At 68.6% G+C, this 25569-nt stretch carries 24 protein-coding genes; 2 read left to right on the plus strand and 22 right to left on the minus strand.

The genetic code is table 11. From position 1 onward, the window contains the following. The first annotated feature begins 60 nt into the window (after window positions 1-60). The gene (locus AB0I69_RS20730) at window positions 61-1893 is read left to right on the plus strand and encodes a glycoside hydrolase family 18 chitinase (protein ID WP_363097082.1); all 1833 of its coding nucleotides are present in this window, start codon (window positions 61-63) and stop codon (window positions 1891-1893) included. A gap of 221 nt (window positions 1894-2114) precedes the next feature. Beyond that, on the plus strand, window positions 2115-2324 hold the full coding sequence (locus tag AB0I69_RS20735; RefSeq protein WP_363097083.1) for a hypothetical protein: 210 nt from the start codon (window positions 2115-2117) through the stop codon (window positions 2322-2324). Here the strand turns inward: AB0I69_RS20735 and AB0I69_RS20740 are convergent. The 22 genes from AB0I69_RS20740 to thrC form a co-directional block, all read right to left on the minus strand. Further along, complete coding sequence (locus AB0I69_RS20740; RefSeq protein ID WP_026179234.1) at window positions 2311-2757, minus strand: DUF2550 domain-containing protein; 447 nt, start codon at window positions 2755-2757, stop codon at window positions 2311-2313. The genes AB0I69_RS20735 and AB0I69_RS20740 overlap by 14 nt on opposite strands. A 139-nt stretch (window positions 2758-2896) precedes the next feature. Continuing rightward, window positions 2897-3271 (minus strand): F0F1 ATP synthase subunit epsilon, encoded by a 375-nt coding sequence (locus AB0I69_RS20745; protein WP_363097084.1) that lies wholly within the window; start codon window positions 3269-3271, stop codon window positions 2897-2899. A gap of 112 nt (window positions 3272-3383) precedes the next feature. Then, window positions 3384-4820 (minus strand): F0F1 ATP synthase subunit beta, encoded by a 1437-nt coding sequence (gene atpD / locus AB0I69_RS20750; RefSeq protein ID WP_363097085.1) that lies wholly within the window; start codon window positions 4818-4820, stop codon window positions 3384-3386. Beyond that, the gene (locus AB0I69_RS20755; RefSeq protein ID WP_363097086.1) at window positions 4820-5737 is read right to left on the minus strand and encodes a F0F1 ATP synthase subunit gamma; all 918 of its coding nucleotides are present in this window, start codon (window positions 5735-5737) and stop codon (window positions 4820-4822) included. Before AB0I69_RS20755 ends, atpD begins: the two co-directional genes overlap by 1 nt. A 21-nt stretch (window positions 5738-5758) precedes the next feature. Next, window positions 5759-7348 (minus strand): F0F1 ATP synthase subunit alpha, encoded by a 1590-nt coding sequence (gene atpA, locus AB0I69_RS20760; protein ID WP_363097087.1) that lies wholly within the window; start codon window positions 7346-7348, stop codon window positions 5759-5761. Window positions 7349-7479: 131 nt separating this feature from the next. Continuing rightward, a complete protein-coding gene (locus AB0I69_RS20765; protein WP_363097088.1) occupies window positions 7480-8295 on the minus strand; it encodes a F0F1 ATP synthase subunit delta in 816 nt (271 codons plus the stop codon). Next, the gene (locus tag AB0I69_RS20770) at window positions 8292-8834 is read right to left on the minus strand and encodes a F0F1 ATP synthase subunit B (RefSeq protein ID WP_363097089.1); all 543 of its coding nucleotides are present in this window, start codon (window positions 8832-8834) and stop codon (window positions 8292-8294) included. The genes AB0I69_RS20765 and AB0I69_RS20770 overlap by 4 nt, the downstream gene beginning before the upstream one ends. 41 nt (window positions 8835-8875) lie before the next feature. Next, complete coding sequence (locus AB0I69_RS20775; protein ID WP_093629141.1) at window positions 8876-9112, minus strand: F0F1 ATP synthase subunit C; 237 nt, start codon at window positions 9110-9112, stop codon at window positions 8876-8878. A 75-nt stretch (window positions 9113-9187) separates the two neighbouring features. Further along, a complete protein-coding gene (gene atpB, locus AB0I69_RS20780) occupies window positions 9188-10024 on the minus strand; it encodes a F0F1 ATP synthase subunit A (RefSeq protein WP_363097133.1) in 837 nt (278 codons plus the stop codon). Window positions 10025-10234: 210 nt separating this feature from the next. Beyond that, window positions 10235-10648, minus strand: coding sequence for a hypothetical protein (locus AB0I69_RS20785; RefSeq protein WP_363097090.1), 414 nt, complete (start codon window positions 10646-10648; stop codon window positions 10235-10237). A gap of 294 nt (window positions 10649-10942) precedes the next feature. Next, on the minus strand, window positions 10943-12262 hold the full coding sequence (locus tag AB0I69_RS20790; protein ID WP_363097091.1) for an MraY family glycosyltransferase: 1320 nt from the start codon (window positions 12260-12262) through the stop codon (window positions 10943-10945). A 129-nt stretch (window positions 12263-12391) separates the two neighbouring features. Next, window positions 12392-13630 (minus strand): serine hydroxymethyltransferase, encoded by a 1239-nt coding sequence (gene glyA / locus AB0I69_RS20795; protein WP_363097092.1) that lies wholly within the window; start codon window positions 13628-13630, stop codon window positions 12392-12394. Window positions 13631-13702: 72 nt separating this feature from the next. After that, window positions 13703-14371, minus strand: a complete 669-nt coding sequence (locus AB0I69_RS20800) for a low molecular weight phosphatase family protein (protein WP_026150979.1) — start codon at window positions 14369-14371, stop codon at window positions 13703-13705. Then, complete coding sequence (locus AB0I69_RS20805; protein ID WP_019060715.1) at window positions 14368-15015, minus strand: L-threonylcarbamoyladenylate synthase; 648 nt, start codon at window positions 15013-15015, stop codon at window positions 14368-14370. Before AB0I69_RS20805 ends, AB0I69_RS20800 begins: the two co-directional genes overlap by 4 nt. Window positions 15016-15070: 55 nt before the next feature. Beyond that, on the minus strand, window positions 15071-15916 hold the full coding sequence (prmC, locus tag AB0I69_RS20810) for a peptide chain release factor N(5)-glutamine methyltransferase (protein ID WP_019073183.1): 846 nt from the start codon (window positions 15914-15916) through the stop codon (window positions 15071-15073). 45 nt (window positions 15917-15961) lie between these two features. Continuing rightward, entirely contained in the window at window positions 15962-17038 is a 1077-nt protein-coding gene (gene prfA, locus AB0I69_RS20815; protein ID WP_363097093.1) for a peptide chain release factor 1, read from the minus strand. Window positions 17039-17143: 105 nt separating this feature from the next. Next, window positions 17144-17368 (minus strand): 50S ribosomal protein L31, encoded by a 225-nt coding sequence (rpmE, locus tag AB0I69_RS20820; protein ID WP_019060712.1) that lies wholly within the window; start codon window positions 17366-17368, stop codon window positions 17144-17146. 184 nt (window positions 17369-17552) lie between these two features. Beyond that, window positions 17553-18689 (minus strand): LCP family protein, encoded by a 1137-nt coding sequence (locus AB0I69_RS20825; protein WP_363097094.1) that lies wholly within the window; start codon window positions 18687-18689, stop codon window positions 17553-17555. A gap of 218 nt (window positions 18690-18907) precedes the next feature. Continuing rightward, window positions 18908-20719 (minus strand): trypsin-like serine protease, encoded by a 1812-nt coding sequence (locus AB0I69_RS20830; protein WP_363097095.1) that lies wholly within the window; start codon window positions 20717-20719, stop codon window positions 18908-18910. Between the two features lie 181 nt (window positions 20720-20900). Further along, complete coding sequence (rho, locus tag AB0I69_RS20835) at window positions 20901-22937, minus strand: transcription termination factor Rho (protein WP_363097096.1); 2037 nt, start codon at window positions 22935-22937, stop codon at window positions 20901-20903. A gap of 384 nt (window positions 22938-23321) precedes the next feature. Continuing rightward, window positions 23322-24251 carry a homoserine kinase gene (gene thrB / locus AB0I69_RS20840; protein WP_363097097.1) on the minus strand — a complete coding sequence of 310 codons (930 nt, stop codon included), beginning with the start codon at window positions 24249-24251 and terminating at the stop codon, window positions 23322-23324. 259 nt (window positions 24252-24510) lie between these two features. Continuing rightward, window positions 24511-25569 (minus strand): threonine synthase, encoded by a 1059-nt coding sequence (gene thrC / locus AB0I69_RS20845; protein WP_363097098.1) that lies wholly within the window; start codon window positions 25567-25569, stop codon window positions 24511-24513.

Genomic DNA, 25569 nt, shown 5'->3' on the forward strand with positions numbered 1-25569 from the left:
CTGTGGGTGCGAAGGCTCAGTCGCGCCCCGACATCCCCGACACCCCCGAGGAGGCGCTCAATGCGCTTCAGACATCGAGCAGTTGCCGGGTTCGCGACCCTGCTGCTCCCGCTCGCCGCTCTCGTCGGCCTGGCCGCCCCCGCCCAGGCCGCGTCGACCGCCACGGCCACCTACACCAAGTCCAGCGACTGGGGCACCGGCTTCGGCGGCCAGTGGACCGTCAAGAACACCGGTACCAGCGCGATCAGTTCATGGACGGTCGAGTGGGACTTCCCCTCCGGCACGTCCGTCACCTCGGCCTGGGACGCGGACGTCACCAACTCCGGGAACCACTGGACCGCGAAGAACAAGTCCTACAACGGCACCATCGCCGCGGGCGCCTCCGTCTCCTTCGGCTTCAACGGCGCCGGCACCGGCTCGCCCTCCAACTGCCTGCTCAACGGCGGCAGTTGTGACGGCGGCACCACGGTCCCCGGTGACGCGGCCCCCTCCGCGCCCGGCACCCCCACCGCCTCCGCCGTCACCGACACCTCGGTGAACCTGTCCTGGTCGGCAGCGACCGACGACAAGGGCATCAAGAACTACGACATCCTGCGCGACGGCACCAAGGTCGCCACGGTGACGACGACGTCGTACACGAACACCGGCCTGACCGCCGGCACCGACTACTCGTACACCGTCCAGGCCCGGGACACCGCCGACCAGACCGGTCCGGTCAGCGGCGCGGTCGCCGTGCACACCACGGGCGGGACGACCACTCCCCCGGCCACCGGCAGCGCGGTCAAGCTCGGGTACCTCACCGAGTGGGGCACGTACCAGCGCAACTACCAGGTCAAGAACCTGGTGACCTCCGGCTCGGCCGCGAAGATCACGCACATCAACTACGCCTTCGGCAACGTGACGAACGGGCAGTGCGCGATCGGTGACGCCTACGCCGACTACCAGAAGACGTTCACCGCCGACCAGTCCGTCAGCGGTGTCGCCGACACCTGGGACCAGCCGATCGCCGGCAACTTCAACCAGCTGCGCGAGCTGAAGGCCAAGTACCCCAACCTCAAGATCCTGTGGTCCTTCGGCGGCTGGACATGGTCCGGCGGCTTCGCGCAGGCGGCGGCCAACCCGACCGCGTTCGCCGACTCCTGCTACAACCTGGTCGAGGACCCGCGCTGGGCCGACGTGTTCGACGGCATCGACATCGACTGGGAGTACCCGAACGCCTGCGGCCTGTCCTGCGACACCAGCGGCGCGGCGGCGTACAAGAACCTGATGCAGGCCCTGCGCGCCAAGTTCGGCTCCAGCAACCTGGTCACCGCCGCCACCACTGCGGACGGCACCTCCGGCGGCAAGATCGACGCCGCCGACTACGCGGGCGCGGCCCAGTACGTCGACTGGTACAACGTGATGACGTACGACTTCTTCGGTTCCTTCGGCTCCACCGCCACCGGACCGACCGCCCCGCACTCCCCGCTCACCTCGTACACCGGCATCCCGACCCCCGGCTTCACCTCGGCCGACGCGATAGCCAAGTTCAAGGCGAAGGGAGTCCCGGCGAACAAGCTGCTCCTCGGTATCGGCTTCTACGGCAGAGGCTGGACCGGCGTCACCCAGGACGCCCCGGGCGGCACCGCCACGGGCCCGGCCACCGGCACCTACGAACAGGGCATCGAGGACTACAAGGTCCTCAAGACGTCCTGCCCGGTCACCGGCACCATCGCGGGCACGGCGTACGCGCACTGCGGCACCAACTGGTGGTCCTACGACACCCCGAGCACGATCGCCGGAAAGATGAGCTGGGCCAAGGCCCAGGGTCTCGGCGGCGCGTTCTTCTGGGACTTCAGCGGCGACACCAGCAACGGCGAGCTGGTGAGCGCCATCAACAGCGGGCTGAGCTGAACCCCACGCTGCTCAGCGTCCCGCCGCGGACAGACCTCTCCGGTCTGTCCGCGGTGCGTTGTGCGTGTACGGCGCGTTGAGCGCGGCGCGCGCTCCCGGCGTGCACCCTCTGGGGACCTTCGGCCCGTGCCGCGGGCCGGATGGCGGGTGGGGACAGGACGCCGACCGGGCACATTGTGGGTCTCGCGACATTAAGCGGAATATCTCATTCGGGGGAAACCATGAAGCGCAGGCCCACCACGTCCCGCACCGCCAAGAGGCCCGTCAACTCCAGGATCGCGTCCGCCGGCGCCTTCGCCGGAGCGGCGGCAGCCGCACTCCTGGCCGCCAGCCCGGTCAACGTCACCGTGACGCTCAGCCCAGAGCCCCACACGGTCGTCGTCGGTCAGGCCGACGTACCCAACCCGGTGTGTCCGGTCAGGCCACGTTGACGCGCTGCCCGGGCGGAGCCGCCTCCAGCCAGGCGAGGAAACCGGTCAACGCGTCCTCGCTCATGGCGAGTTCGAGGCGGGTGCCGCGGTGCAGGCAGGTGAGGATGATCGCGTCGGAGAGGAGCGCCAGCTCTTCCTCGCCCTCGGGGAGGCGGCGGCCGGCCACCTCGATCGCCGAGCGTTCCAGGGTGCGGCGCGGGCGGTAGGCGTAGGAGAAGACGCGGTACCACTCGATGCGGTCGCCGTTGTAGCGGGCGACGCCGTAGCTCCAGCCCTTGCCGTTGGTGTCGGGTTTCTCCGGGACGTCCCAGCGGAGCGAACAGTCGAAGGTGCCGCCGGAGCGCTGGATGAGTCTGCGGCGCAGGCCGAAGACGAACAGCCCCACCACTACCAGGGCCACCACAATTCCGCACACAGTCAGAGCGAGGACCATCGACACCGACCTCCTCGTCTCCTAGGTAAAACAGGTAACGGAACGGAAAAAACACCCACATTCGCCTCAGCCGCGGCTGGGGCCGGATTCCTCCGGTCCCAGCCGCGGCTGAGTCACGTCATCGCGTCAAACGCAGGGTTCAGCGCGTCTCCACCGCACGCAGTCGGACGTCCGCGCGGCGCTCGGCGGACTCGTCGCCCTCCGCCTTCGCCTGCTCCAGCTCCCGCTCCACGCGCTGGACGTCGATCTCGTCCGACAGCTCGGCGATCTCGGCGAGCAGCGACAGCTTGTTGTCCGCGAACGAGATGAAACCGCCGTGCACCGCGGCGACGACCGTCCCGCCGTCGCTCGTGCGGATGGTCACCGGGCCCGACTCCAGCACACCGAGCAGCGGCTGGTGACCGGGCATGACGCCGATGTCGCCGGACGTGGTGCGCGCGACGACCAGGGTGGCCTCGCCGGACCAGACCTGGCGGTCCGCGGCGACGAGCTCGACATGCAGCTCAGCAGCCAAGGTGGGCTCCTCGGGTCACCACCCGGCGGTCGTGCCGGGTGTTGGTTCAAATTCTAATGGGCGTACATGAGGGGGTGGGACACACCCCACCCCCTCAAGGTGAAGCACGGGGTCAGGAGACGCCGAGCTCCTTCGCGTTCGCCTTCAGGTCCTCGATACCACCGCAGAGGAAGAACGCCTGCTCCGGGAAGTGGTCGTAGTCGCCGTCGATGATCGCGTTGAACGCCACGATCGACTCGTCCAGCGGTACGTCCGACCCGTCGACGCCGGTGAACTGCTTGGCGACGTGGGTGTTCTGGGACAGGAAGCGCTCCACGCGACGGGCACGGTGGACGGTGAGCTTGTCCTCCTCGCCCAGCTCGTCGATACCGAGGATCGCGATGATGTCCTGGAGGTCCTTGTACTTCTGGAGGACCGTCTTGACGCGCATCGCGGTGTTGTAGTGCTCCGCCGCGATGTAGCGCGGGTCCAGGATGCGGGACGTGGAGTCCAGCGGGTCCACGGCCGGGTAGATGCCCTTCTCGGAGATCGGACGGGAGAGAACCGTCGTCGCGTCGAGGTGGGCGAAGGTGGTGGCCGGGGCCGGGTCGGTCAGGTCGTCCGCGGGGACGTAGATCGCCTGCATCGAGGTGATCGAGTGACCGCGGGTCGAGGTGATGCGCTCCTGGAGGAGACCCATCTCGTCGGCCAGGTTCGGCTGGTAGCCCACCGCGGAGGGCATGCGGCCGAGCAGGGTCGAGACCTCGGAACCGGCCTGCGTGAAGCGGAAGATGTTGTCGATGAAGAACAGCACGTCCTGGTTCTGCACATCGCGGAAGTACTCCGCCATGGTCAGACCGGCCAGGGCCACGCGCAGACGGGTGCCCGGGGGCTCGTCCATCTGGCCGAAGACGAGCGCCGTCTTGTCGATGACGCCCGAGTCGGCCATCTCCTCGATGAGGTCGTTGCCCTCACGGGTGCGCTCGCCGACACCGGCGAACACGGAGACACCGTCGTGGTTGTTGGCGACGCGGTAGATCATCTCCTGGATGAGCACCGTCTTGCCGACGCCGGCACCGCCGAACAGGCCGATCTTGCCGCCCTTGACGTACGGGGTCAGCAGGTCGATGACCTTGACGCCGGTCTCGAACATCTCGGTCTTCGACTCAAGCTCGTCGAAGCGGGGGGCCTTGCGGTGGATGGACCAGCGCTCGCCCTCGTACTTCTCCTCGCTGTTCAGCACCTCACCAAGGGTGTTGAACACCTTGCCCTTGGTGAAGTCACCGACCGGGACGGTGATGCCGTCGCCGGTGTCGGTGACCGCGGCCTGGCGGACCAGACCGTCGGTGGGCTGCATCGAGATCGTGCGGACCAGGCCGTCACCCAGGTGCTGGGCGACCTCCAGGGTCAGCGTCTTCTTCGCACCGTCCAGGGCCGGGTCGGCCACCTCGACGTGCAGAGCGTTGTAGATCTCCGGCATCGCGTCGACGGGGAACTCCACGTCGACGACCGGGCCGATGACCCGGGCGACGCGGCCCGTGGCAACGGCCGTCTCAACTGTCGTCGTCATTACTTGTCACTCCCCGCGGTCGCGTCGGCCAGGGCTGCGGAGCCACCGACGATCTCGCTGATTTCCTGGGTGATTTCGGCCTGGCGGGCCGCGTTGGCAAGACGGGAGAGCGTGGTGATCAGGTCTCCCGCGTTGTCGGTCGCCGACTTCATCGCGCGGCGGGTGGCGGCGTGCTTGGAGGCAGCCGACTGGAGCAGCGCGTTGTAGATACGGCTCTCGACGTACCGCGGCAGCAGGGCGTCCAGGACGTCCTCCGCCGACGGCTCGAAGTCGTACAGCGGAAGGATCTCGCCCTGGGGCACAGCTTCTTCCGCAACCTCTTCGAGGCTGAGGGGCAGCAGCCGGCTGTCGATCGCCGTCTGCGTCATCATCGAGACGAACTCGGTGTAGACGATGTGGAGTTCGTCCACGCCGCCCTCCGCCGTGTCCCGCTCGATGGCCTCGATCAGCGGACCCGCGACCTTCTTCGCGTCCGCGTACGTGGGCTCGTCGGTGAAGCCCGACCACGACTCCACGACCTTGCGCTCGCGGAAGTTGTAGTGGGCGAGACCGCGGCGGCCGACGATGTACGTGTCGACCTCCTTGCCCTCGGCCTCAAGACGTGCGGTCAACTGCTCCGCGGCCTTGATGGCGTTGGAGTTGAAGGCGCCGGCCAGACCGCGGTCGCTCGTGAGGAGCAGCACCGCGGAACGGGTCGGCGTCTCCGCCTCGGTGGTCAGCGGGTGCCGGGTGTTCGAACCCGTACCGACCGCCGTGACCGCACGCGTCAGTTCCTTCGCGTACGGCGCCGAGGCCTGCACCTTGCGGTGCGCCTTGACGACACGCGAGGCGGCGATCATCTCCATCGCCTTGGTGATCTTCTTGGTCGCGGTGACGGATCGGATGCGACGCTTGTAGACCCGGAGCTGGGCTCCCATGAGTCAGGTCCCTTCCTTACGTCACTTGGCCGAGGCCGGGGCGTCCTCGCCGAGAAGCTTGCCGTCCGAGGTCTCGAACTGCTTCTTGAACTCGGCGATGGCGTCGGCGGCAGCGGTGAGGGTGTCGTCCGACATCTTGCCGCCCTCCTTGATGGAGGTCATAAGGCCCTGCTCCTTGCGGTGCAGGTACTCCAGCAGCTCCGTCTCGAAGCGGCGGATGTCGGCGACCGGTACGTCGTCCATCTTGCCGGTGGTCGCGGCCCACACGGAGACGACCTGGTCGGCGGTGGCCATCGGCTGGTACTGGGGCTGCTTGAGCAGCTCGACCAGACGCTGGCCGCGCTCCAGCTGGGCCTTCGACGCGGCGTCCAGGTCGGAACCGAAGGCGGCGAACGCCTCCAGCTCGCGGTACTGGGCGAGGTCGAGGCGCAGTCGGCCGGAGACCTGCTTCATCGCCTTGTGCTGCGCGGAACCACCGACTCGGGAGACGGAGATACCGACGTTCAGCGCGGGGCGCTGACCGGCGTTGAAGAGGTCCGACTCCAGGAAGCACTGGCCGTCGGTGATGGAGATGACGTTGGTCGGGATGAACGCCGAGACGTCGTTGGCCTTGGTCTCGACGATCGGCAGACCGGTCATCGAGCCCTTGCCCATCTCGTCGGAGAGCTTCGCGCAGCGCTCCAGCAGACGGGAGTGCAGGTAGAAGACGTCACCCGGGTAGGCCTCGCGGCCCGGCGGACGGCGCAGCAGCAGGGACACGGCGCGGTAGGCGTCGGCCTGCTTCGAGAGGTCGTCGAAGATGATGAGGACGTGCTTGCCCTCGTACATCCAGTGCTGGCCGATGGCCGAACCGGTGTACGGCGCCAGGTACTTGAAGCCGGCCGGGTCGGACGCCGGGGCGGCGACGATGGTCGTGTACTCCAGCGCGTTGGCCTCTTCGAGCGCACCACGCACGGAGGCGATGGTGGAGCCCTTCTGGCCGATGGCGACGTAGATGCAGCGGACCTGCTTGTTCACGTCGCCCGAGCGCCAGTTGTCGCGCTGGTTGATGATCGTGTCGACGGCCAGGGCGGTCTTGCCGGTCTGGCGGTCGCCGATGATCAGCTGACGCTGGCCACGGCCGATCGGGGTCATCGCGTCGACGGCCTTGTAGCCGGTCTCCATCGGCTCGTGCACCGACTTACGGGCCATGACGCCCGGAGCCTGCAGCTCCAGCGCGCGGCGACCGCTGGTCTCGATGTCGCCGAGGCCGTCGATCGGGTTGCCGAGCGGGTCGACGACACGGCCGAGGTAGCCCTCGCCGACGGCGACGGACAGGACCTCTCCGGTGCGGGTGACCGGCTGGCCCTCCTCGACGCCACTGAACTCACCGAGGATGACGGTACCGATCTCGCGCTCTTCGAGGTTGAGCGCAAGACCGAGGGTGCCGTCCTCGAACTTCAGCAGTTCGTTGGCCATGGCCGAGGGCAGGCCCTCGACCTTCGCGATGCCGTCGCCGGCAAGGGTGACCGTGCCGACCTCCTCGCGCGAGGCCGCGTCCGGCTTGTACGACTGGACGAAGTTCTCCAGCGCGTCCCGGATCTCCTCCGGCCGGATCGTGAGCTCCGCCATCTGGGTTCCCTGCTCTCCTTGTTGGGCCCGAAGTTTCACTTGGGGGGATGGGGGGACTCCCCCCATGAACGAGGTGAATCCTCTGCACGGCCCAACTCGGGCCGCCTTACTACGTCTTTGTTGTGGTGCTGCTAGCTCGCCATGCGGCGGGTGGCGTCGTCGAGGCGGTCCGCGACGGAGCCGTTGATGACCTCGTCGCCGACCTGCACCCGGATTCCGCCGAGGACCTCGGGGTCCACGTCGATGTTGAGGTGCATCTGGCGGCCGTAGAGCTTCGCGAGGGCGGCGCCCAGGCGCTGCTTCTGCGGGTCGCTCAGCGGGACCGCCGTGGTGACGACGGCTACCAGGCGACTACGGCGCTCGGCGGCGAGCTTGGACAGGGATTCGAGTCCCGCCTCCAGGCTACGTCCCCGCGGCGCGGTCACAAGGCGCGTCACCAGTCGCTCGGTGGCCGGCTTGGCCCGGCCGCCGAGCAGGCTGCCGAGCAGCTCGCTCTTGGCCGTGGTGCTCGCGGCGCGGTTGGTCAGCGCGGCGCGCAGCCCGGTGTTCGAGGAGACGATCCGGCCGAACCGGAACAGCTCGTCCTCGACGTCGTCGAGGTCGCCCGACTGCTGGGCGGCGGTGAGGTCGGCGGTGGCCGCCAGCTCCTCCAGCGCGTCCACCAGGTCGCGGGGCTGCGACCAGCGGGAGCGCACCATGCCGGACAGCAGGTCGAGGGCGGGACCGCCGACCTGGCCACCGAGCAGGCGCTCGGCCAGCCCGGCCTTGGACTCGCCGTCCTGCGCCGGGTCGGTGAGGACCCGACGCAGCGACACCTCACGGCCGAGCAGCGCGGTGACGGCGGCCAGCTCGTCGGCGAGCTGCGCCGCGTTCACGGACGTGGAGTCCGTCAGCGCGTCGAGACGCTCACGTGCGGCTGCCAGGGCCTCGCGGCTCGCTCCGTTCATCGCGCGGCCTCGGCCTTCTCCTCAAGTTCATCGAGGAAACGGTCGATCACACGGCTCTGCCGGGCGTGGTCCTCAAGGGACTCGCCGACGAGCTTGCCGGCCAGGTCGGTGGCGAGCTTGCCCACGTCCTGGCGCAGCGCCTGCGAAGCGGCCTTGCGGTCGGCCTCGATCTGCGTGTGACCGGCGGCGATGATGTCCTCACGCTGCCGCTGGCCTTCCGCGCGCATCTCGGCGATGAGCGTGGCGCCCTGCTCCTGCGCCTCCTGGCGCAGCCGCGCGGCCTCGTGCCGGGCCTCGGCGAGCTGAGCCTTGTACTGCTCAAGCACGCTCTGTGCCTCGGTCTGGGCGGCCTCGGCCTTCTCGATACCGCCCTCGATGGCCTCGCGCCGCTCGTCCAGAACCTTGTTGATGTTCGGGAGGAGCTTCTTGGCGAGGAAGCCGAAGACGATGACGAAGGCGATCAGGCCGATGACAAGCTCGGGAATCGGCGGGACGAGAGGGTTCTCCTTCTCGGCCGCCAGAATGAGCAGCTGGCTCATGTCAGTGCCTTTCGTCTAGTGGGCTGTTGCTGATCGACAGATCAGGTGCCGTAGACGAACGGCATGACCAGACCGATGAGGGCGAGCGCCTCACAGAAGGCGAAGCCGAGGATCTGGTTGGCGCGGATCAGGCCGGCAGCTTCGGGCTGACGGGCAAGAGCCTGGGTGCCGTTACCGAAGATGATGCCGACGCCGACGCCGGGACCGATGGCGGCGAGGCCGTAGCCGATCGAACCGAGCGAACCGCCGACGGCGGCGAGGGTCTCAATGGCAGCCATGCTGATTCTTCCTTATCTGTACGGACCGGTGGGGATTGGCCAACCGGACGCTAAGGGGGGTTCTGGAGGGTGTGCTCAGTGGTGCTCGGCGAGCGCGCCCTGGATGAAGGTGCAGGTCAGCAGCACGAAGACATACGCTTGCAGGGCCTGGATGAAGAGTTCGAAGGCCGTCATCACGATGACCATGACGAACGAGACACCCGCGTAGGCGATGCCGATGCCGTTGAGCAGGTACCAGCTGGCGATCGTGAAGAGCAGCAGCAGGGTGTGGCCCGCGAACATGTTGGCGAACAGTCGGACCGCGTGCGTGAACGGCCGGACGATCAGGTTCGAGAGCAGCTCGATGCCCATCGCCAGCGGGAGAACCGCGCCGAGCGACTTGTCGTAACCGCTGAAGTTCTTGAAGGCGCCGACGAATCCGTGTCGCTTGAACGTCAGCGAGACCCAGGTGATGTAGACGATCGCCGCGAGGACGATCGGGTACGCGATGATCGATGTCACCGGGAACTGGGCGACCGGGACGATCGACCAGAGGTTCATCATCCAGATGAAGAAGAACAGCGAGACGACCAGCGGTACGTACTTCTCGCCCTCCTTCTTTCCGATCGTCTCGTAGACGACTCCGCGGCGGATGAAGTCGTAGCCGGACTCGGCGACCATCTGCAGCTTGCCGGGGACGACCTTCGGCTTGCGGAAGGCGGCCCAGAAGAAGCCGACGACGATGACCGAGCCGAGCAGCGCCAGCAGCATCGGCTTATTGAAGTACACGTTGCTGTCGCCGTCCCCCAGGAGGGGCTTGAACAGGAACGAGTGCAGGCCGGGAGCCGGGAAGCCACAGCCGTCGAAGATGTGGCAGTCGGTCTCGAAGGCGAGCACCTGCGTCGGGTCAGCACTCACCGCGGGCTCCTTCAGCGTGGCGCATAGGTACGGCAACCTCGTTGTGTCGGCGCGGCGCATGGCCGCGGTTCGGCACTGGACTGGTGTTACGGATGTGGGGGCGGCAGTGGGGCATCAAGCCTCGCGATTGAGCAGGCGTCAGCTCAGATGCCCGCGCCCGCGATGCCGCAGTTGGCACCGGACGATAGCAGGATCTCTTACGCCCTCTTATCCCGGCCCTACCTCTCACGACGAATGCCCCGACTTCTCGGGCTCGACGTAGAGGATCTTGGCCTTCATGTGGGCACGGGTCTGCGCGACGATCCAGATGATGGTGCCGGCGAGCAGGGTGAACGCGAAGGCCTTGGGATTGAAGAGGGTGGTGTGCTTGAACGCGGCCAGGAAAATGAACAGCAGAAGAATCTGCGCCGCGAAGAGCATGAGGCCCATCGCCTGGAACAGGTGCGGAAGCGATTTGGCAGTGCGCTGCAGAACGTAGAGCCCGATTCCCATGAAGAGGATCACGATCAGCGTCGCAACGGCTGCCCCAATAGCTCCTTTGCCGCCGGCGACCACGCCACTGACGACGGCGGCAATCGCGCCGACGGCAGCTGTGGGCACAGCGGCTTGAAGGAGAATCCGGGCGTCATTGGACGGCATGGCGGCAACTCCGCTTGCTAAGGGGGGCGTGTCGTCATGGACGAGCGTAGTCCCGGGATGAGAGAGAACCTCACGCCAATGGACCGTCGCACTACGGTCCTTCGGCTCTGTCCCGGGTTCTCGTGAACCGTATCACAAACTATTTGATGCGGTCTTTACCTAGAAGGTGTGCTTGCTGTCACACATGAGAGTGACAGTGCGCGTCTGTGCAAAATAGCGGCCAACTTGTCTGGTATGGGGAGGCTTTGTCTGCCCACGAGATGGCAACGCTTTAGTCAGATTCTTACCTTGGCGTCAGCGCGAGGACTCCGCTTTACGTCCGTCCAGGAGCCGCGAACGAGGGCCGACAGCGGTCGCCCCGTTGACTCCTGACACTCCGGCGACAAGCGGGGGACGCGGGTCGCGGTCCTCCTCCGCCAGCACCACGACAGGGTCAACTCCGGTCCTGCGACGGCGATATCGCGGCGGCACCAGGTGCTCGGCCCAACGCGGCGCACGCGGCGTGAAGCGCGGCAGCAGGAGCAGCAGCAGGCCGATCGCGCTCAGGAAGACGATGCCGAGGACGATCCACATCGAGGCCGAGCTGACCGAGTAGGACAGCGCGCCGAACGCGATCAGCGCCGACCAGAAGTACATGATCAGCACCGCCCTGCTGTGCGAGTGGCCGATCTCCAGGAGCCGGTGGTGCAGATGGCCGCGGTCCGCGGCGAACGGCGACTGACCGCGCCAGGTGCGGCGCACGATCGCCAGCACCAGGTCGGCGGCCGGCACCGCGATGATCGTCAGCGGCAGCAGCAGCGGGATGTAGACCGGCACCGTCGAGTGCACGGCCGCCTTCTCGGAGTGCAGGAACAACTGCAGCGCGTCCGGGTCGACCTGTCCCGTGATGGAGATCGCACCCGCGGACAGGACGAGCCCGATCAGCATCGAGCCGGAGTCGCCCATGAAGATCCGCGCGGGGTGCATGTTGTGCGGCAGGAAGCCCAGGCACATGCCCATCAGGATCGCCGAGAAGAGCGTGGCCGGGGCGGCGGCCTCGATGCCGTACGAGTACCAGATCCGGTAGGCGTACAGGAAGAACGCGGCGGCGGCGATGCACACCATGCCGGAGGCCAGGCCGTCGAGGCCGTCGACGAAGTTGACCGCGTTGATGGTGATGACGACCAGGGCGACCGTCAGCAGGGTGCCCTGCCACTGGGTCAGCGCCACGTTGCCGACGCCCGGGATGGGCAGCCACAGGATCGTCAGACCCTGCATCACCATCACGCCGGCGGCGATCATCTGGCCGCCGAGCTTGATCAGGGCGTCGATCTCGAACTTGTCGTCCAGGACACCGATGAGCCAGATCAGGGCCGCTCCGGAGAGCAGGGCGCGCGGCTCGTTCGAGTTCTCGAAGACCTCGTTGAGGTTGGTCAGGTGGTCCGCGACCAGCAGTCCGGCGCACAGGCCGAAGAACATGGCGATCCCGCCGAGCCGCGGAGTGGGTTCCCGGTGCACGTCACGGGCCCTGATCTCGGGCATCGCTCCGGCCACGATCGCGAACTTCCGCACCGGCCCGGTCAGCAGATACGTCACCGCGGCCGTCACGCAGAGCGTCAGCAGGTATTCACGCACAGGCTTCCCCACAGGTCTCGCTGGCCATCACAGCCCCACACCCTAGCGAGGGACGCATATGGTTGGGGACTTCCGGGTAGCGAAGATGGTTGCACGTGTGGCTGTGTGCCCGGGTCCGGGTACCCCCGTTCAGCCCGGATACGGCGGAAATCCACCCACAAGATCCCGCACTTCGTCACGTGCCTTTCTGCTCTCCACCTCGTCCCGCAGCACCCCCGCGAGCAGCGCGCCGATCCGCGCCATCTCCTCCACGCCCATGCCCTGCGTGGTCACGGCGGCCGTACCCAGCCTGATTCCACGGGCGTCACCGTGCGGGAGCGCACAGCAGTCGAGCACCATCCCGGCCGCCGCGAGCCGGCCGCGCGCGGTGCGTCCGTCGACTCCGAGGGGTGCCGGGTCCGCGGTGATCAGATGGGTGTCGGTACCGCCGGTGGTGACGGCGAGCCCCTCGGCGGCGAGTCCCGCCGCGAGCACCCGGGCGTTGGAGACCACCTGATGGGCGTACGCCGTGAAGGCCGGGGTCGCCGCCTCGCCGAAGGCGACGGCCTTCGCCGCGATGGTGTGCATCTGCGCGCCGCCCTGCGTGAACGGGAACACCGCCCGGTCGACCCGCTCGGCCAGCTCGCTCCCGCACAGGATCATCCCGCCGCGCGGCCCGCGCAGCACCTTGTGCGTGGTGGCGCAGACGACGTCGGCGTACGGCACCGGGTTCGGCGCCGCTCCCCCGGCGACGAGGCCGATGGGATGGGCCGCGTCGGCGATGAGGTAGGCACCCACCTCGTCGGCGACCTCGCGGAAGAAGGCGTAGTCGAGGTGCCGGGGGTAGGCGATGGACCCGCAGACGATCGCCTTGGGCCGGTGCGTGCGGGCGAGGGCGCGCACCTGGTCGTAGTCGATGAGCCCGGTCTCCGCGTCCACGCCGTAGGCGACGAAGTCGAACCAGCGGCCGGAGAAGTTGGCGGGCGACCCATGCGTGAGATGACCGCCGTACGGTAGCCCCAGCGCGAGGACGGTGTCGCCGGGCCGCAGCAGCGCGGCGTAGGCGGCCAGCACGGCCGAAGACCCGGAGTGGGACTGCACGTTGGCGTGTTCGGCACCGAACAGCGCCTTCGCCCGGTCGACGGCGACGCGCTCGGCGACGTCGACGATCTCGCAGCCGCCGTGGTGGCGGGCGCCGGGGTATCCCTCGGCGTACTTGTTGGCGAGCGGGGAGCCGAGCGCGGCCAGCACGGCGGGCGAGGTGAAGTTCTCGGCGGCGACCAGCTGGAGCGTCGTCGACTGCCGTTCGAGCTCCCCGAGCAGGATCTCGGCCAGCTCGGGGTCCTGACGGCGCAGGACATCGGCCTCAAGGACAGGGGTGACCGACATGGTGGACTCCGGGGCGTCGACGGTGACGTACGTCCAATGTAGGCCCGGGGCGGGTGGGGCGCGCGGCCGTTGCTACGTCTTGGCCGGTACGCCTGTGAGGGCGGTGACCACGGGGTCGATCGCCTGGTTTATCTCGTCTCCGATGGAGCGGAAGAACGGGAGCGGGGCGCCGTACGGGTCGAAGACCTCGTCCGCTTCCGCTGTGGGGGCCAGGAGCCAGCCTCGTAGGGCCGCTGCCGCGCGGACCAGGGCGCGGGCGCGGGCCACCATGCCGTCCTCCAGGGGCGGGAGGGTCGCGGGGTCTATGGCCTTCACCAGGCGGGTGAACTCCTTGAGGGTGAAGGTGCGCAGGCCCGCCGAGTGGCCCATCGAGATGACCTGGGCCCGGTGGTCCCTCGTGGCCGTCAGCACCAGGTCGGCGCGGATCACGTGGTCGTCCAGCAGCTCGCGGCCGGTGAACCCGGAGGGGTCCGCGCCGAAGTCGGTGAGGACCGTCGCCGCGTTGGTCTCCATGGGCGCACCCTCATGGCCCCACGTACCGGCGCTCTCCACGATCAGCCCGCCCCACAGCGGGTCGCCGAGCCGGTCCGCCAGGGCATGACGGGTCAGCCGCTCGGTGATCGGCGAGCGGCACACGTTGCCGGTGCTGACGTGGAGGATGCGGAAGCTGTCCATGGGAAGCCCGAAGGTCCCCGTCACTTCCCCGTTGCCTATGCCACGCCCCGCGTCAGGGGCTGTCAATTCGCCACCTCAAGGTCGGGTACGACCTTCCGCAGCTCCTCCGCCGAGATCGCGCCCGCGCGCAGCAGCAGGGGCACCTCGCGCGTGACGTCGACGATCGACGACGGCACGTTGCCGGGCGTCGGACCGCCGTCGAGGTACACGGAGACCGAGTCGCCGAGCATCTGCTGGGCCGCGTCACAGTCCTCCGGCGCCGGGTGGCCGGTGAGGTTCGCCGAGGAGACCGCCATCGGGCCGACCTCGGTCAGCAGCTCGATGGCGACCGGGTGCAGCGGCATACGGACGGCGACCGTGCCCCGGGTGTCCCCCAGGTCCCACTGGAGCGACGGCTGGTGCTTGGCGACCAGCGTGAGGGCGCCCGGCCAGAACGCGTCGACGAGTTCCCAGGCCAGCTCGGAGAAGTCCGTGACGAGGCCGTGCAGCGTGTTCGGGGAGCCGATGAGGACGGGGGTGGGCATGTTGCGGCCCCGGCCCTTGGCGTCCAGGAGATCGGCGACGGCCTCCGAGGAGAACGCGTCGGCCCCGATGCCGTAGACCGTGTCGGTCGGCAGGACCACGAGTTCGCCCCGGCGGACGGCGGACGCGGCCTCGCGCAGACCCGTCGTGCGGTCGGTCGCGTCATTGGTGTCGTATCGCCGTGCCATGTCTAGCGGGCCTCCTCGTACACGTACTGCTGCGGGTCGAATGTCGGGGCGCTGGTCATGGCGTCGCCCGGCGGGCGGTCGCGAAGCGCGGGCGGTTGTTGAGATCGGGGTGGTCGGCCGCGTCGGCCCAGCCACGCTCCTCGGTGAAGATCCACGGCACCTGGCCGCCCTGGGTGTCGGCGTGCTCGATGACGACGACACCGCCCGGGCGGAGAAGTCGGTGTGCGGTGCGTTCGATGCCGCGGATCAGGTCGAGGCCGTCCTCGCCTGAGAACAGGGCGAGTTCGGGGTCGTAGTCCCGGGCCTCGGGCGCGACGTACTCCCATTCGGTGAGCGGGATGTACGGCGGGTTGGAGATGACCAGGTCGACATGGCCGTCGAGGTCGGGGAAGGCGTCCAGGGCGTTCCCCTGCCGCAGGTCGACCCTCGACCCCTCCATGTTCTTGCGGGTCCACTGGAGGGCGTCCTCGGACAGCTCCACGGCGTGCACCCGGGAGCGCGGGACCTCCTGCGCGAGGGCGAGCGCGATGGCGCCGGAGCCCGTGCACAGATCCACGATCAGGGGCTCTACGACGTCCATCGCGCGCACCGCGTCTATGGCCCAGCCGACGACCGACTCGGTCTCGGGGCGCGGCACGAACACCCCTGGCCCGACCTGGAGTTCCAGGTACCGGAAGAAGGCCCGGCCGGTGATGTGCTGGAGCGGCTCACGCTGCTCGCGCCGGGCGATGGTCTCCCAGTAGCGGGCGTCGAAGTCCACGTCCTTCACGGAGTGCAGCTCGCCCCGCTTCACACCGTGCACGAACGCGGCGAGCTCCTCCGCGTCGTTGCGCGGCGAGGGCACGCCGGCGTCGGCCAGCCGCTGGGTGGCCTGGGCCACCTCTGCGAGCAGCAGGTTCACGCAAGTCCTCCGTGTCGTACTCGTCCGTGCGATACGTGCCGTGCCTTACGCCGCCGCGAGCTTGGCGGCCGAGTCCGCGTCCACGCAAGCCTGGATCATCGCGTCGAGGTCGCCGTCCAGGACCTGGTCAAGGTTGTACGCCTTGAATCCGACGCGGTGGTCCGAGATGCGGTTCTCCGGGAAGTTGTACGTACGGATCTTCTCGGAGCGGTCGACCGTGCGGACCTGGCTGCGGCGGGCGTCGGCGGCGTTCTTCTCCGCTTCCTCCTGTGCCGCGGCGAGCAGCCTGGAGCGCAGGATACGCAGTGCCTGCTCCTTGTTCTGCAGCTGGCTCTTCTCGTTCTGGCAGGAAGCGACGACTCCGGTCGGAATGTGCGTGATGCGCACCGCGGAGTCGGTCGTGTTGACGGACTGCCCGCCGGGACCGGACGAACGGTAGACGTCGATGCGGAGGTCGTTCGGATTGACCTCGACGTCGACCTCCTCCGCCTCGGGGGTGACCAGGACACCGGCCGCCGAGGTGTGGATACGGCCCGCGGACTCGGTCGCCGGCACCCGCTGCACGCGGTGCACCCCGCCCTCGTACTTCAGCCGCGCCCAGACGCCCTGGCCGGGCTCGGTCGCGCCGTTGCCGCCCTTGGTCTTCACGGCGACCTGGACGTCCTTGTAGCCGCCCAGCTCGGACTCGGTGGCGTCGATGATCTCGGTCTTCCAGCCGACGCGCTCCGCGTACCGCAGGTACATGCGCAGCAGGTCACCGGCGAACAGGGCGGACTCGTCGCCGCCCGCGCCCGCCTTGACCTCAAGGATCACGTCCTTGTCGTCGTTGGGGTCACGCGGCACCAGCAGCAGCCGCAGCTTCTCCGTGATCTCGTCCCGCTGCTTCTCCAGCTCCTTGACCTCGGCCGCGAACTCCGGGTCGTCGGCGCCGAGTTCACGCGCGGTCTCGATGTCGTCGCCGGTCTGCTTCCAGGAGCGGTACGTGGCGACGATCGGGGTGAGCTCGGCGTAGCGCTTGTTCAGCTTGCGCGCGTTGGCCTGGTCGGCGTGGACCGACGGGTCGGCGAGCTTCGTCTCAAGGTCGGCGTGCTCGCCGATGAGGTCCTCGACAGCCTCGAACATCTTGGGCTCCTGAAATGCGTACGGAAGGGAAGGCGGGCGACCAAAAACGCCGGTCCCGGCACGCCGAAAAAAGGGCGTGGCCGTGGACCGGCGAAATGGAGCTCGCTACTTCGTGGAGCCGGCAGCAGCCTTGCCGAAGCGGGCCTCGAAGCGGGCCACGCGGCCACCGGTGTCGAGGATCTTCTGCTTGCCCGTGTAGAACGGGTGGCACTCGGAGCAGACCTCGGCGCGGATGTTGCCGCTCGTGATCGTGCTGCGGGTGGTGAACGACGCGCCACAGGTGCAGCTGACCTGGGTCTCGACGTACTCGGGGTGGATCTCGCGCTTCAAGGGTGTCTCCTAGTTTCGGGAGGGCTCCGGGTCGCTGCCGCGGGTGCGGTCGCGTGAACCGGGGCCGACTGTCCAGTCTGCCAGGACTGGAGCCATCTCCCAAAACGGGGGCCGTCTGTGATCTATTCCCTGCGGGTGCGTGGGGGCTGGGCGCGCAGTTCCCCGCGCCCCTGGGGGGTGTGCCCTAGCCAGCTGTTACGACGCCCTTGGCTTCGCCGGTTGCCGTGCCCTTGGTTGCCGCCACCGGGATCGGCTGGTCGTTCTTCAAGGCCGTCCAGACCAGCTGGGCCTTCGACTTCTCCACGATCACGCGGTTCGGGTTGGCCGGGTCGTACTCGACGGGCATCGTGACCATGGTCATGTTCTTGGAGCTGATGCTCTTGAGGCCGTTGGCGAAGGATGTGAGGGAGTTCACCGAGCCCAGGTCGGAGTCGGTGGTGACGGCCTTTGTGGCGGTGTTGGCGAGGTCGTAGAGCTTGGTCGGGCTGGTGAGGACGCCGATGTGCTTGACCTGGTTGACCAGGGCCTTGATGAAGGCCTGCTGGAGCTGGATACGGCCGAGGTCGGAGCCGTCGCCGACGCCGTGCCGGGTGCGGACCAGGCCGAGGGCCTGCTGGCCGTTCAGCGTGTGCGTGCCGGCCTTGAGGTCGAGGTGGCTCTGCGGGTCCTTGATGGCCTTGGTCGTGGTGACCGGGACGCCGCCGAGTTCGTCGATGAGCTTCTCGAAGCCGGCGAAGTCGACTTCGAGGTAGTGGTCCATGCGCAGCCCGGTGATGGACTCGACGGTCTTCACCGTGCAGGCGGCGCCGCCGGTGGAGTACGCCTCGTTGAACATCACGCCGGACGCCGCGTCGTACGTGACGCCCTTGGTGTCGGTGCACTCGGGGCGGTCGACGAGGGTGTCGCGCGGGACGGACACCACGCTGGCCTTCTTGTGGCCCTTGTAGACGTGCACGATCATCGCGGTGTCGGAGCGGGCGCTGCCGTCGTCGGTGCCGCCGCCGAGCTTCTTGTTGGTGCCGGAGCGGCTGTCCGAGCCCAGCACCAGGATGTTCTCGGAACCGTTGTCGACCTTGACCGGCCGGTCGGTGCCGAGGGCCTGGTTGATGTCGACGCTCTTGATGTTGCCGTTGAGCTTGAAGTACACGTACCCGGCGCCGGTACCGCCCAGCACCACGACACCGGCCGCGACCCAGGCCGTGATCAGCAGGGCCTTACGACGCGGACTGCGGTCCTTCTTGCGGCCTCCGGCGCGGTGGCGCGGGCCGCTGTTGCCGTCCTTGCCCGGTATGACGGGCTCCGGCGTGCTCTCGGCGGACATGGGCTCCTCGAATCTCGATCCGGTCGGGTACCCCCTGCTTTCAGGGTTCAGGCCTGGCCGAAGCGACCGATACCGCTCAATCCTCGCTCTATGGTCGCTCCGCCAGGTCAGACAGGGAAACTCGGGAAAGGGTTGCACAACGCAGAGTGCCCATCGCGTACTGCGATGGGCACTCTGCGTAGTCACTTCAGCGGGTTACGCCCCGCTCACCTGCGATTTCAGCCGAAGATGTCGTACTGCTGGAAACCGGTGCCGAGCGACTTCGGTGTGCCGAAGATCTCGCTCGTCGCCTTCCCGGTGCCCGGGTAGACGTAGAGCGAGCCGCTCGCGTTGCGGATCAGGAGGTCCGCCTTGCCGTCGCCGGTGAAGTCGCCGACCGAGTCGAACGCGTTGTAGCTGCCCCAGCTGCGCACCTTGACGCGGGCCGCGAAGGCACCCGAGCCGGACTTGCCGGCGCCCTTGTAGAGGTAGACGGCGCCGGTGCTCTTGTTGCGGGCGAGCAGGTCGGCCTTGCCGTCACCGTTGAAGTCGCCGTGGCCGACCAGCGCGTTGTACTGGCTCCAGCCCGCGCCGACGCGCGACGGCGAGCTGAAGGTGCCGTTGCCCTTGCCCGGGTAGATCCACAGGACACCGGAGCTGTCGACCGAGATCAGGTCGGGCAGGTAGTCGCCGGTGACATCGCCGGGGGCGACGATCCGGGTGCGGGTCTTCCAGTTGGTGAAGATCTTCGTGCTGGCCCAACTGCCGTCGTCCCGCGCGCTGTTGAGCACGAAGTGGTCCCAGTAGACCGCGCCGGCGGTGGTCCGGTAGATCCAGTCCTGGTAGCCGTCCCGGTTCAGGTCGGCGGACCGGACCAGGTTGACGCCGCCCCAGTCGCCCAGGGACTGGCGCGTGGCCAGCGAGGTGCCCTTGGAGTCCAGCTCGTAGCCCACCTTGGTGGAGGACTTGCGGGCGTAGATGTCGGCCTTGTTGTCGGTGTAGCTCAGGTTGCCGTCGTCGACCTGCGCGTAGGCCGCGCCGACGTAGGCGCTGACCTTGGTGAAGACACCGTAGGTGCCCTCGACGACGCAGTCGTTGACCGTGGTGGCGTCACCGTCGTCGCCGCTCCAGGAGACGACACCGACGATCCGGCCGCCGACGACCAGCGGGCCGCCGGAGTCGCCGTTGCAGATCGCCGTCGTACCGGTGTCGCTGCCGGTGGCGGGCGTGCCCGCGCAGACCATGTGGGCCTTGATGACCAGGCTGCCGTAGGCGCCGACGCAGGTGGCGTCCGACTGGATGGGCAGCGCGGCCGTCTTCAGCGTCTCGGAGATGTCCTCGGTCTGGGAGCTGGTGCGGCCCCAGCCGTAGACCGTGGCGGTCTTGGCGGGCGTGCCCGTGTACGACGCCGTGTCGCCGTTCGTCGTCATACGGATCGGGGTCGCCTTGACGGGGGCCGCCAGGGTGAGGACCGCGATGTCGTTGTCGACGGTCGTCGCGTTGTACGACGGGTGGTTCCACTGGCGCAGGACCGCGGTGGCCTGGCCGCCGTGCAGGTCGGTGGTGCCGTCGGTGGCCGTGGTCGGCAGCACGGTGGCGCTGGTGACGACGGCGCCGTTCTTGGCCCAGTTGTAGCCCTTGACGCAGTGCGAGGCCGTCAGGATCTTCGACGGCGAGATGACCGAGCCACCGCAGAAGAAGCCGATGTCGTCGGTCTCGGTGGTGGTGCCCTTGTCGTCGTAGTACCAGAGCTGCGCCATGAACGGCGCGGTGCTGATGGTGGTCTCGGTGCCGCCGATGATCTTCGGGCTGACGGCCGTGCCGGTGGTGCTCGCGCTCAGGGACGCCTTCTTGGTCGTCTCCCCGGCGGTGTCGTCACCGGCCTCGGCACCCGCGATGCGCTTCTTCAGCGTGGCGAGCGACGTCGTGCTGACGGCGGGCTTCACAGTCGGCGTCGGCAGCGCGGTGGCCGCACCGGCGGACGTCGTCATCAGTGCGGCGGCCACGGCGGCGGCGATACCGGCCGCGGCGACAGGCAGACCAAAACGCATCCGGCGTCTGTGCCGACCGGCCCCAGGCATGGGCGTACCCATTCAAGTCCCCCCTCGGGATCAGAAGTTCGGACGATTGTCGAAAGCAAGTCCGAAGGGCGCGATCGTACAGCGAGCCACTGACAACGCAGAGGGCCGCCCCCCTCAACAGGGGGCGGCCCTCTGCTAACGCTGACTTGCCTCAGTCGCCGTTTCCAGGAGTGGTCTTCTGGATCTGGAGCAGGAACTCGGCGTTCGACTTCGTCTGCTTCATTTTGTCGAGGAGCAGCTCGATCGCCTGCTGCTGGTCGAGCGCGTGCAGCACCCGGCGCAGCTTCCAGGTGACGGCCAGCTCGTCGCTGCCGAGCAGGATCTCTTCCTTACGGGTACCGGACGCGTCGACGTCCACCGCGGGGAAGATGCGCTTGTCGGCGAGCTTCCGGTCGAGCTTGAGCTCGGCGTTGCCCGTGCCCTTGAACTCCTCGAAGATGACCTCGTCCATGCGGGACCCGGTGTCGACGAGCGCGGTGGCGAGGATGGTCAGCGAACCGCCGTCCTCGATGTTGCGCGCGGCACCGAAGAAGCGCTTGGGCGGGTACAGCGCCGTCGAGTCGACACCACCGGACAGGATGCGGCCGGAGGCAGGCGCGGCGAGGTTGTACGCACGGCCGAGACGCGTGATCGAGTCCAGGAGTACGACGACGTCGTGGCCCAGTTCCACCAGGCGCTTGGCGCGCTCGATGGCGAGCTCCGCGACCGTGGTGTGGTCCTCGGCCGGGCGGTCGAAGGTCGAGGAGATGACCTCGCCCTTCACCGACCGCTGCATGTCGGTGACCTCTTCCGGACGCTCGTCGACCAGGACGACCATCAGGTGGCACTCGGGGTTGTTGTGCGTGATCGCGTTGGCGATGGCCTGCATGATCATGGTCTTGCCGGTCTTCGGCGGGGCCACGATCAGACCGCGCTGGCCCTTGCCGATCGGCGCAACGAGGTCGATGATGCGGGTCGTCAGCACACCCGGGTCGGTCTCCAGGCGGAGCCGGTCCTGCGGGTACAGCGGCGTCAGCTTGTTGAACTCCGGCCGCCCGCGGCCGGATTCGGCACCCATGCCGTTCGCCGAGTCGAGGCGGACCAGCGCGTTGAACTTCTCGCGACGCTCGCCGTCCTTGGGCTGGCGGACCGCGCCGGTGACGTGGTCACCCTTGCGCAGGCCGTTCTTGCGGACCTGGGCGAGGGAGACGTACACGTCGTTCGGGCCCGGCAGGTAGCCGGAGGTCCGGATGAACGCGTAGTTGTCGAGGATGTCGAGGATGCCCGCGACGGGGATCAGGACATCGTCGTCGGCGACCTGCGGCTCGCCCGCGGCGCCGCCACCGAACTCGTCGCGTCCACGACGGCCACGGCGGTCCCGGTACCGGCCGCGACGGCCGCGCCGACCGTCGCCGAACTCGTCGTCGTCCTGCGGGCCGTTGTCGCGCTGCTGCCGGTCCTGACGGCCGCCGCTCTGCTGCTGACGGTCCTGCTGCTGACCGCCCTGCTGACGGTCCTGACGGCCGCCGCTCTGCTGCTGGCCGCCGCCCTGCTGCTCGTCGCCCTTGCGGCGGTCGCCGCGGTCACGGTCCTGGCGGTCCTGACGGCCACCGCGGTCGCGACGGTCCCGGCGGCCCTGACGGCCGTCGTCACCGGCGTCGGCCCTGGCCTCGCCCTGCGCGGCGGCGGGCGTCTCGGCCTTCACCTCGGCGGTGATCGTCTCGGGGCTGCCGGCCTCGGCGGTCGCACGGCGACGGCGACGCTCGACCGGAGCGTCCTCGCTCGCGGGCTGACCGGGAATGTCGATCTGCTGCTGGGCCACGGCCTTCTCGGCGGCGACCTTCTCGGCCTTCTGCTCGGCCGGAGCGGCCGCCTCGTCGCCCGTACGGGCCTTGGAGGTGGCGCGGCGCTTGGGCTTGGTCTCGGTGGCGGTCTCGGCCTTGGCCGGAGCACCTCCTCCCCCAGAGGGGGCACCCCCAGCCTGCGCCTCCTTGATGACCTCGATCAGCTGGCTCTTGCGCATACGCGCGGTGCCCCTGATGCCGAGGCCGGATGCGACCTGCTGCAGCTCGGCCAGCACCATGCCGTCGAGGCCGGTACCGCGGCGCCGCCGGGAGCCGGCACCGGTGGCAGGCGCGGAGGCGTCCGTGGAGGGCGCGGCAGCGGTCTCCTCGACACGTGCGCCCATCAGATCGGTGGTGTCGCTCACGAAGGGTCCTTCCCTGGAGCGGACGTCGGCCTGTCTGGCTCGGCGACCGGTTGTGCTGTCCGGCTTCGGTTCTTGCTGTGTGAACCGTGCCGGGGCGGTGGTCCGCCTAAGCGGCGGAAGAGATTTCTGGTGACGGCGCTTCCCGAAGCAGTGGCACCGAGTGTCTGTGTCACGTGGCTTGGTCGCACCAATTCCGGAGCGTGCCCGGCGAACCGCTCAGTGCCCCTACAGAACACGGTGCGGCTTGGGAGGCTCCCGGAAGAATGTCTGTCCCTGACGGGGACAACAAGCACCTCGCCATGGTGGGGTCGGGTGCAGACTTGAGATTAACACTACCGGATCCAACAAACATTCCCCCTCTCGAAATCCGGCGACGGTACGTAGTCAATTGGCGCTCGGGGCCGCGAGTGGCAGTACGCAGGCGCCCTGTGCGTCGAGATCAAGACGGTTGGCGGCCCAGCCCTCACCGGCGAGGTGGGACACCTTGTCGGCGTTGTCGGCGTCGACCAGTGCGAGCACGGTCGGTCCGGCGCCGGAGATGACGGCCGGAACCCCGTCCGCCCTCAACCGGTCGACCAGCGCGGCGCTTTCGGGCATGGCCGGAGCCCGGTACTCCTGGTGCAGTCGGTCCTCGGTGGCGGGCAGCAGCAGCTCGGGGCGGCGGGTGAGGGCCTCGACGAGCAGTGCGGCGCGGCCCGCGTTGGCGGCGGCGTCGACGTGCGGAACGCTGCGCGGGAGCAGGCCGCGCGCGGTCTCGGTGAGGACCGGCTTCCCGGGCACGAAAACCACCGGAACGACGGAACCGGCGGGGTCCATCCTGATCGCGCGCGCGGCGCCGCCGTCCATCCAGGAGAGCGTGAAGCCGCCGAGCAGACAGGCCGCCACGTTGTCGGGGTGGCCCTCGATCTCGGTGGCGAGTTCCAGCAGGGCCGTGTCGTCGAGCTTGGAGTCCCCGCCTATGGTCACGGCGCGCGCGGCGACGATGCCGGCGCAGATGGCGGCGGAGGAGGAGCCCAGGCCGCGGCCGTGCGGGATGCGGTTGGCGCAGACGATCTCCAGGCCGCGCGGCTGTCCGCCGAGCAGGTCGAAGGCGGTGCGCAGGGCTCGTACGAGGAGGTGGTTCTCGTCGCGCGGGAGGGTCTCGCTGCCCTCGCCGGCGATGTCGATGAGCAGCCCGGAGTCGGCGACACGGACGACGACGTCGTCGTAGAGCCCCAGCGAGAGGCCGAAGGCGTCGAAGCCCGGGCCGAGGTTGGCGCTGGTGGCGGGGACGCGCACCCGGACGGCGGCGGCGCGGAAGGCTGGACCGGCCATCGCTCGATGACTCTCCTTGAGCTGCGTGATTGTCGAAGACATTCGATGAGATTCGATAGGTACGTGGAGACCCTCGGGCCGTGGAGACGGCGCGGTGCCGAGCCATGCGCGCAGGCATATGCGGCGGGCGGGTTCAGTACAGCCTATCGAAGGAAGGTTCTGTGGCGACATAGGGCGCACAGGAGGCGCACGATGCGTGTCGTAAGCCCCCTGTGCACCCCCCGTGGCGAATACCCGCCAGGCGGCTTTACGCCAGGCTTTACGCCAGACCGAGGCGCTCGGCCGCCGTCGGCGCGTCGACCGGGATCGTGACCGGCTGCGGGGCGCCCGCGACGGCCCAGTCGGGGTCTTTGAGGCCGTTTCCGGTGACCGTGCAGACGATGGTCTGGCCCGGGTCGACCTTGCCCTGCTCGGCCGCCTTCAGCAGACCGGCGACGGAAGCGGCGGAGGCGGGCTCGACGAAAACGCCCTCCTGAGCGGCCAACAGCCGGTAGGCGCGCAGGATCTCACGGTCCGTCACCTCGTCGATGAACCCGCCGGACTCGTCCCGCGCGGCCAGCGCGTACTGCCAGGACGCGGGGTTGCCGATGCGGATCGCGGTGGCGATCGTCGACGGGTCCTTGACGATCTCGCCGCGCACGATGGGCGCGGACCCGGACGCCTGGAACCCCCACATGCGCGGAGTCTGCCGGGCGATCCCGTCCCCGGCGTACTCCTTGTAGCCCTTCCAGTACGCGGTGATGTTGCCCGCGTTGCCCACCGGCAGGACGTGGATGTCGGGCGCGTCGCCGAGCATGTCGACGATCTCGAAGGCGGCCGTCTTCTGGCCCTCGATGCGCACCGGGTTGACCGAATTGACAAGCGCCACAGGGTAGTTGTCGCTCAGCTCGCGGGCGAGGGTGAGGCAGTCGTCGAAGTTTCCGTCGACCTGGAGGATCTTCGCGCCGTGCACGAGGGCCTGGCCCATCTTGCCGAGCGCGATCTTGCCGCGCGGCACGAGGACGGCGCAGACCATCCCGGCGCGTACGGCGTAGGCGGCGGCGGAGGCCGACGTGTTGCCGGTGGAGGCGCAGATGACGGCCTGCGCGCCCTCCTCCTTGGCCCGCGTGATGGCCATGGTCATACCGCGGTCCTTGAAGGACCCGGTGGGGTTGGCACCCTCCACCTTGAGGTGGACCTCGCAGCCGGTGCGCTCGGAGAGCACCTGCGCGGGCACGAGGGGCGTGCCGCCCTCGCGGAGGGAGACGACCGGCGTGCTGTCGGACACCGGGAGCCGGTCCCGGTACTCCTCGATGATTCCGCGCCACTGGTGGGTCAT

This window comes from Streptomyces sp. NPDC050508 (genome assembly GCF_040655155.1).
In the GTDB taxonomy this organism is placed as follows: domain Bacteria; phylum Actinomycetota; class Actinomycetes; order Streptomycetales; family Streptomycetaceae; genus Streptomyces.

What these genes read in the sequence shown, in the direction of transcription:
- AB0I69_RS20730 (WP_363097082.1), top strand. Translation starts at nt 61, where the DNA reads ATGCGCTTCAGACATCGAGCAGTTGCCGGGTTCGCGACCCTGCTGCTC.
- AB0I69_RS20735 (WP_363097083.1), top strand. Translation starts at nt 2,115, where the DNA reads ATGAAGCGCAGGCCCACCACGTCCCGCACCGCCAAGAGGCCCGTCAAC.
- AB0I69_RS20740 (WP_026179234.1), bottom strand. Translation starts at nt 2,757, where the DNA reads ATGGTCCTCGCTCTGACTGTGTGCGGAATTGTGGTGGCCCTGGTAGTG.
- atpD (WP_363097085.1), bottom strand. Translation starts at nt 4,820, where the DNA reads ATGACGACGACAGTTGAGACGGCCGTTGCCACGGGCCGCGTCGCCCGG.
- AB0I69_RS20755 (WP_363097086.1), bottom strand. Translation starts at nt 5,737, where the DNA reads ATGGGAGCCCAGCTCCGGGTCTACAAGCGTCGCATCCGATCCGTCACC.
- atpA (WP_363097087.1), bottom strand. Translation starts at nt 7,348, where the DNA reads ATGGCGGAGCTCACGATCCGGCCGGAGGAGATCCGGGACGCGCTGGAG.
- AB0I69_RS20765 (WP_363097088.1), bottom strand. Translation starts at nt 8,295, where the DNA reads ATGAACGGAGCGAGCCGCGAGGCCCTGGCAGCCGCACGTGAGCGTCTC.
- AB0I69_RS20770 (WP_363097089.1), bottom strand. Translation starts at nt 8,834, where the DNA reads ATGAGCCAGCTGCTCATTCTGGCGGCCGAGAAGGAGAACCCTCTCGTC.
- AB0I69_RS20775 (WP_093629141.1), bottom strand. Translation starts at nt 9,112, where the DNA reads ATGGCTGCCATTGAGACCCTCGCCGCCGTCGGCGGTTCGCTCGGTTCG.
- AB0I69_RS20785 (WP_363097090.1), bottom strand. Translation starts at nt 10,648, where the DNA reads ATGCCGTCCAATGACGCCCGGATTCTCCTTCAAGCCGCTGTGCCCACA.
- glyA (WP_363097092.1), bottom strand. Translation starts at nt 13,630, where the DNA reads ATGTCGGTCACCCCTGTCCTTGAGGCCGATGTCCTGCGCCGTCAGGAC.
- AB0I69_RS20805 (WP_019060715.1), bottom strand. Translation starts at nt 15,015, where the DNA reads ATGGCACGGCGATACGACACCAATGACGCGACCGACCGCACGACGGGT.
- prfA (WP_363097093.1), bottom strand. Translation starts at nt 17,038, where the DNA reads ATGTTCGAGGCTGTCGAGGACCTCATCGGCGAGCACGCCGACCTTGAG.
- AB0I69_RS20825 (WP_363097094.1), bottom strand. Translation starts at nt 18,689, where the DNA reads ATGTCCGCCGAGAGCACGCCGGAGCCCGTCATACCGGGCAAGGACGGC.
- AB0I69_RS20830 (WP_363097095.1), bottom strand. Translation starts at nt 20,719, where the DNA reads ATGCGTTTTGGTCTGCCTGTCGCCGCGGCCGGTATCGCCGCCGCCGTG.
- thrB (WP_363097097.1), bottom strand. Translation starts at nt 24,251, where the DNA reads ATGGCCGGTCCAGCCTTCCGCGCCGCCGCCGTCCGGGTGCGCGTCCCC.
- thrC (WP_363097098.1), bottom strand. Translation starts at nt 25,569, where the DNA reads ATGACCCACCAGTGGCGCGGAATCATCGAGGAGTACCGGGACCGGCTC.